Source organism: Citricoccus sp. (assembly GCF_035445025.1).
Lineage (GTDB): Bacteria > Actinomycetota > Actinomycetes > Actinomycetales > Micrococcaceae > Citricoccus.
The window spans coordinates 1-6,111 of record NZ_DAOMPX010000093.1 but is presented as its reverse complement, the minus strand read 5'-3'; the positions used below and the strand labels follow the sequence as shown (position 1 = coordinate 6,111).

Annotated in this window: 5 protein-coding genes; 2 read left to right on the top strand and 3 right to left on the bottom strand. The window is 70.9% G+C overall.

Annotated features, from left to right (window positions below; all coding sequences use genetic code 11):
- From PLJ28_RS14635 to PLJ28_RS14625, 3 genes are all read right to left on the bottom strand, one after another.
- Nucleotides 1–1,207 (bottom strand): biotin/lipoyl-containing protein (locus tag PLJ28_RS14635; protein WP_324590318.1); only part of this gene is annotated, 1,207 nt, incomplete at its 3' end.
- A gap of 100 nt (nt 1,208–1,307) precedes the next feature.
- A complete protein-coding gene (lpdA, locus tag PLJ28_RS14630) occupies nt 1,308–2,687 on the bottom strand; it encodes a dihydrolipoyl dehydrogenase (protein WP_298044794.1) in 1,380 nt (459 codons plus the stop codon).
- A gap of 150 nt (nt 2,688–2,837) precedes the next feature.
- Complete coding sequence (locus tag PLJ28_RS14625; protein ID WP_324590317.1) at nt 2,838–4,379, bottom strand: leucyl aminopeptidase; 1,542 nt, start codon at nt 4,377–4,379, stop codon at nt 2,838–2,840.
- A 161-nt stretch (nt 4,380–4,540) separates the two neighbouring features.
- Here PLJ28_RS14625 and PLJ28_RS14620 point away from each other — a divergent pair, with 161 nt between their 5' ends.
- Nucleotides 4,541–5,563, top strand: coding sequence for a PAC2 family protein (locus PLJ28_RS14620; RefSeq protein WP_324590316.1), 1,023 nt, complete (start codon nt 4,541–4,543; stop codon nt 5,561–5,563).
- Nucleotides 5,564–5,668: 105 nt separating this feature from the next.
- The coding region (locus PLJ28_RS14615; protein ID WP_324590315.1) for a DUF4192 family protein at nt 5,669–6,111 on the top strand (443 nt) is incomplete at its 3' end.

The window sequence follows — 6,111 nt, the reverse complement described above, 5'->3', positions numbered from 1 at the left end:
GCGTGAGCTGGGCGGACACGTCCAGGGACTCGCGCATGCGCCGGGCGATGGTCTGGCGGATGCGGGGGGCCTTCTCCGTGGAGCCGCGCTTGGACGGGTCCACGGTGCTGGCGGCTGCCTTCGCCGCCGGGGCAGCAGACGGGGCCTCCCCACCGGCCGGTGCCTGCGGGCGGCCGCCGGCCTGGGAGGCCTTGGCGGCCTCGGCGGCCACGAGCACGTCCTGCTTGCGGATCCGGCCACCGACACCGGTGCCCACGACCGCGGACAGGTCCACGTCGTTCTGCTGGGCCAGGCGGCGCACCAGCGGGGTGACGTACCCTTCACCGGGCGCCGAGGCCTGGGCCGCGGGCTTGTCCTGGGCCGGCTTGTCCTCGGCCGGCTTCTCCTCGGCCTTCGGCGCGGGCTTGTCCTCCGCCGGCTTCTCCTCAGCCTGGGGGGCCTGCTGGGCGTCCGCCTGCTGGGCGGGCTCCTCCTCGGCGGGCTCCTCCTCGGCGGGCTCCTCCTCAGCCGGTGCCTGCTTCTCCTGGGCGGGGGCGGCAGCCGGGGCGGAACCGCCCGCGGAACCGGAACCGACGAGTGCCAGCAGGGCACCGACCTCGACGGTCTCGTCCTCCTGGACCTTGATCTCCAGCAGCTTGCCGGCCACGGGCGAGGGGATCTCGGTGTCGACCTTGTCCGTGGAGACCTCGAGCAGCGGCTCGTCGACCTCGACGTCGTCGCCGACCTCCTTGAGCCAGCGGGTGACGGTGCCCTCGGTCACGGACTCACCCAGTGCGGGCAGGGTGACCTCGGTGGCCTCACCGCTGCCGCGTTCCTCGGCGTCCTCGGCGGCGACCTGCTCGGAGGACAGCTCCTGGCCGGCGGTGCCGGTGTCCCCGGCCTCGTCGGTGTCCGTTCCCGCGGCCTCCTCGGTCGCCTCCTCGGCCTGCGGCTGCTCCTCGGCACCGGCGTCGGAGGAACCGCCGCCGGAACCCTCGCCGATCCGGGCGAGCGGGGCGTTGACCTCGACGGTCTCGTCCTCCTGGACGAGGATCTCCTCCAGGATCCCGGCCACGGGGGAGGGGATCTCGGTGTCCACCTTGTCGGTGGACACCTCCACCAAGGGCTCGTCGACGGCGACCTCGTCGCCGACCTCCTTCAGCCAGCGGGTGACGGTGCCCTCGGTGACGGATTCACCCAGGGCCGGCAGGTTCACGGTTTCAGACATGTCGTCCCGTTTCTCCTCAAGTGCGTGCCGGCTGCCTGCCGGCCTGACGGTTGTTGACGGCCCGACTCCACGGTGCGGGCCGGTGTGCGTTCTGGTGGTCTCAGCCGTGCAACGGGTGGCCGTTCAGGGCCATCGCGGCCTCGCCCAGGGCCTCGTTCTGGGTCGGGTGGGCGTGGACGAACGCGGCCACGTCCTCCGGGTAGGCCTCCCAGTTCACGATGAGCTGGGACTCACCGATCTGCTCGCCGATGCGCTTGCCGATGCCGTGGACACCCACGATCGGACCGTTCTTCTGACGGACCATCTTGATGACGCCGCCGGTGCCGAGGATGGAGGACTTGCCGTTGCCGGCCAGGTTGTACTCCACGGCCTCCACGTTGCCCTCGCCGAACTTCTCCTTGGCCTTGGACTCGGTGTAGCCCACGGACATGATCTCCGGGTCGGTGAAGGTGACCTTGGGGATGTTGATGTCCTCGACGATCAGCGGGTTGTTCCCGGCGATCTCCTCAGCGACGAAGTGGCCCTGCTGGTAGCCGCGGTGCGCCAGCTGCAGGCCCGGCACGATGTCCCCGATGGCGTAGATGTTGCCGACGCCGGTGTGCAGGCGCTCGTTGGTGATGACGAAGCCGCGGTCCAGGGTGATGCCCTGCTCCTCGTAGCCCAGTCCGGCGGTCACCGGGCCACGGCCCACGGCCACCAGGCAGACCTCCGCGGTGAATTCCTTGCCGTCCGCCAGGGTGACCTTGACGCCGTCACCGGTCTCCTCGACCTTCTCGAAGAAGGTGCCCAGGCTGGTCTTGATGCCCTTCTTCTTGAACTCCCGCGTCAGCACCTTGATGATGGCCGGGTCCTCGTTGGGGACCAGGCTCTCCAGGCCCTCGATGATGGTGACGTCCACGCCGAAGGAGTTCCAGGCGGAGGCGAATTCGGAGCCGATGACGCCACCGCCCAGGATGATCGCCGACTTCGGGGTGTAGTCCAGTTCGAGGGCCTCGGTGGAGGTCATGATCTTCCCGCCGATCGGCAGGCCGAAGGTCTTGGCCTCGGAACCCGAGGCCAGGACGATGTTCTTGCCCGAGTAGCGGGTGCCGTCGACCTCGATCTCGTTCTGGGAGACGAGCTTGCCCTCGCCCTCGATGACGTTGACCTTCTTCATCTTGAGCAGCCCGGTCAGGCCCTTGAACTTGCCGGCGACGATGCCGTCCTTGTACTTGCGCACCCCCGCCATGTCGATGGAGTCCAGCGTGGTGTTGATGCCGTACTTGGAGCTGGTCCGGGCCTCGTCGGCGAGCTCGGCCGCGTGCAGGTACGCCTTGGTGGGAATGCAGCCCCAGTGGAGGCAGGTGCCGCCCAGCTTGGCCTTCTCGATGAGTCCGACCGTCAGCCCGTACTGCACTGACCGCAGTGCGGCGGCGTACCCGGCGGAGCCACCGCCGAGGATGAGAACGTCGAATTCCTTGGCGGTTGCCTTGTCGGCCACGATGGAGCTCCTCACGATCGGGCAGCGGGGTCTCCGGTTGCCCTGGGGTTGGTGGACGGTCCGTGACCGGATCGTCACGGGGATGCCTCGGGTTTCACCTTAGCCGGACGTGACCGGTCGATCTACTCAACCGGCCGCGTCCGACACGCATCAGGACGCGCGGTCCTGCAGGAACCGGACGAGAGTGCGGACCATCACACCGGTCGCCTCCTTCGGGGTGTACCCGAAGGCGCCCGACTCGTTGAACGAGGGGCCGGCGATGTCCAGGTGCGCCCACGGGGTGGGGGCGGCCTTGACGGCGTCCGGTTCGCGGCCGGCGTCGACGAAGTCACGCAGGAACGCCGCCGCGGTGAGCATGCCGCCGAAGCGGTCTCCCACGTTGGAGATGTCGGCGATCGCCGAGTCCAGCGAGGCGCGCTGGTTGTCCGGGATCGGCATCGCCCAGGCGGACTCTCCGGCGGCACCGGCCGACCGCACCAATTCGTCCCGCAGGTCCTCGGTGCCCATCACGCCGGTCGTACGCGTGCCCAGGGCGATCATCTGGGCGCCGGTGAGCGTGGCCACGTCGATGACGGCGTCGGGGGTCTCGTCGGTGGCGGCGACCAGTCCGTCGGCCAGCACGAGGCGCCCCTCGGCGTCCGTGTTCATGACCTCGACCGTCTTGCCCCCGTAGATGGTGATGACGTCCGAGGGGCGCTGGGCCGTGGCCGAGGGGAGGTTCTCGGCCATGCACAGCCAGCCGGTGACCCGCACGGGCAGCTGCAGCTCGGCGGCTGCCCGCACCACCGCGGCGACGGTCGCGGCGCCGGCCATGTCCGACTTCATGGTGGTCATCGACGTCGGGGGCTTGAGGGAGAGCCCGCCGGAGTCGAACGTGATGCCCTTGCCGACCAGCGCGACGTGGACGGACGCCCGGGCGGGGGAGTAGTCGAGCTTCACCAGCCGCGGGGGCCGGGAGGAGCCCATGCCGACGTTCAGGAGTCCGCCGAAGCCGTCCTTGGCCAGCTTCTTCTCGTCCCAGACGGTGACCTTCACGGGCAGCTTGCGCACCGCGTCCGTGACCTCCTCGGCGAAGGAGGCGGGGAACAGGTGGGACGGCGGGGTGTTGACCAGGTCCCGCGTGGCGCGGACCGCACGGGCGACGACGGCGGCGCGATCGAGCACGGGTCCGCACTGTCGCGGCTTCAGGGAGGTCACGACGGCGACCTCGGCCACCGGGTCCTTCGCCTTCTCCCGGCCGGGGGCGGAGCGGAAGGCCGTGAACGAGTACGCGGCCAGTGCCGCCCCCTCGGCCACCGCGGCCACGTGCTCCTCCGTGTCCGCTGGCAGTCCCAGAACCACCGAGGAGGTGCCCGCCAGCTGGCGCACGGCGGCGCCCGCGGCGCGCCGCAGGGCCTCGTCGGACACGCCCGCTCCCGGCTCGCCGGTGATCTTCCCGACGCCGGTCAGCACCAGGAGGGGGAACGGCAGCGGATCCAGTCCGGGGATGCGCAGCACCTCGTCGGCCGCGCCGGTCACGCCCAGGGCCTCGAGCGAGTCGGCCAGGGCGCGGGCGCCGGCGTCGGGCAGCGGGCTGGGCAGCAGCACCGGCCCGTCGTCACCGGAGGCGATGCCCACCACCAGGGCCGAGGCCGTGCACTTGTCGAGGTCCGGCCCGATGGCGGTCAATACTGGACTGAAGTCGTTGATCACGTGCGCGTTCTCCGTCGTTGGGTGAAGGGGCGAGGGGAACGGGACCGGGAGGCCGCGTCCCACCGTGTCGATCCTAGCCACGGAATACCCGGCGCCCCCCGCGCGTTGGACATTGCACGTGTACCCGGTCGCACGAGACCATGTTGCCGAAAGGACTGACCATGCAGGACCCTACCCAGTTGTTCACCCTGGAGGCCGCGGGCCGCGACCTGCTGGCCGGGGGATTCGACGGTGCCTCGGCACTGCGCGGGCTGGGCATGCTGGCGGTCTTCGGCGGCCACCTGGATGCCGGCCACCTCTCCGAGCAGGTTCGCCACACCCTGCTGGACTCACTCGACCACAAGCTGCTGGCCAGCTTCGACGCGGACCAGCTGATCGACTACCGGGCCCGCAGGCCGCAGATCAGCTTCGACGGGGACCGGTTCCTGGACTACCGCTCGCCCCGGCTCGAGCTGCACCTGGTGTCCGACGCCCTGGGCCGGCCCTTCCTGCTGCTCTCCGGACCCGAGCCCGACTACCAGTGGGAACGCTTCGTGGCCTCCGTGCTGTTCCTGGTGGACAAGCTCGACGTGAAGCTGGTGGCGCTCGTGGACGCCGTGCCCATGCCGGTGCCCCACACCCGCCCGTTGGGCGTGACCACGCACGGCAACCAGGACGAGCTCGTGGCCGGCCTGTCCACCTGGAGCCCGCAGGCGCGGATGCTCTCCGGCGTGGCCCAGCTGCTCGAGCTGCGGCTGGACGAGAAGCGCCGGGGTACCACGGGGTACACCCTGCACGTCCCGCACTACCTCGCCGATGCCGCCTACCCGCAGGCCGCCGTCGCGGCCCTCGAGTACGTGGGCGCCGCCCTGGGACTGATGCTGCCCACCGACGAGCTGCGCGAGCGCGGTCGTGAGGTGGACCGCGAGCTCGACCGCCAGACCGGGTCCTCCGGTGAGATCACGGCCATGGTCCAGGGGCTGGAACGCAACTTCGACCAGCACTCCTCCGGGACGGGACGGTCCCTGCTGGTGGGACCGGACGAACAGGTCCCGGATGCCGAGGAGCTCGGCGCCGCCGTCGAGGAGTACCTCCAGAGCCAGCCCCGGCACGCGCTGGACGAGGACACGGAATCCGGGCCGGAGCGGCAGCCCGGTGACCTTCCCGGCGAGGACGACGGCCCCGAACCGGCCGACGCCGGCTGAACCGCTTCCCGGCCGGCACTGCACAGCTGACCGGAGGCGTCCGGCCCTCCCCGGATGGGGCGCCGGGCGCTTCCGTGTCCCGGGTGGCCACGGAAGCGTGGAGGCATGCAGACAGACCTCCCCGGAAACCGGCTCCCGGCCGGTCCGCCACCGTCCACGTCCCTGAGGCTCACGGCCGTCGAACCGGTCGACCTGGTCAGTTACATCCAGCACACCCTGGGGTTCGTCCCCCGCAACAGCATCACGGCCATCGCCCTGGTGGGCCGCGACCTCGGAGCCGTCCTGCGCTGTGACTGGGACCCGCGGCTCACCGACGACGGGAACGCCCTCGCCGGGTACGCACGGCAGGTGGCCGGCCATCTCACGGCCGACGAACGGGCTGACGGCAGCCTGGTGTTCCTGTTCCGCGACCCCCCGGGACGACCGGGACCCGACGACGACTCCGCGAGGGTCCTCGCCGCGGCACTGGAGATCGAACTGGCCGCGGTCGGGCTGCCCGTGCAGGAGGCGTGGCTGGTGTCGCACGGCAGGCTGTGGCACCTGGACTG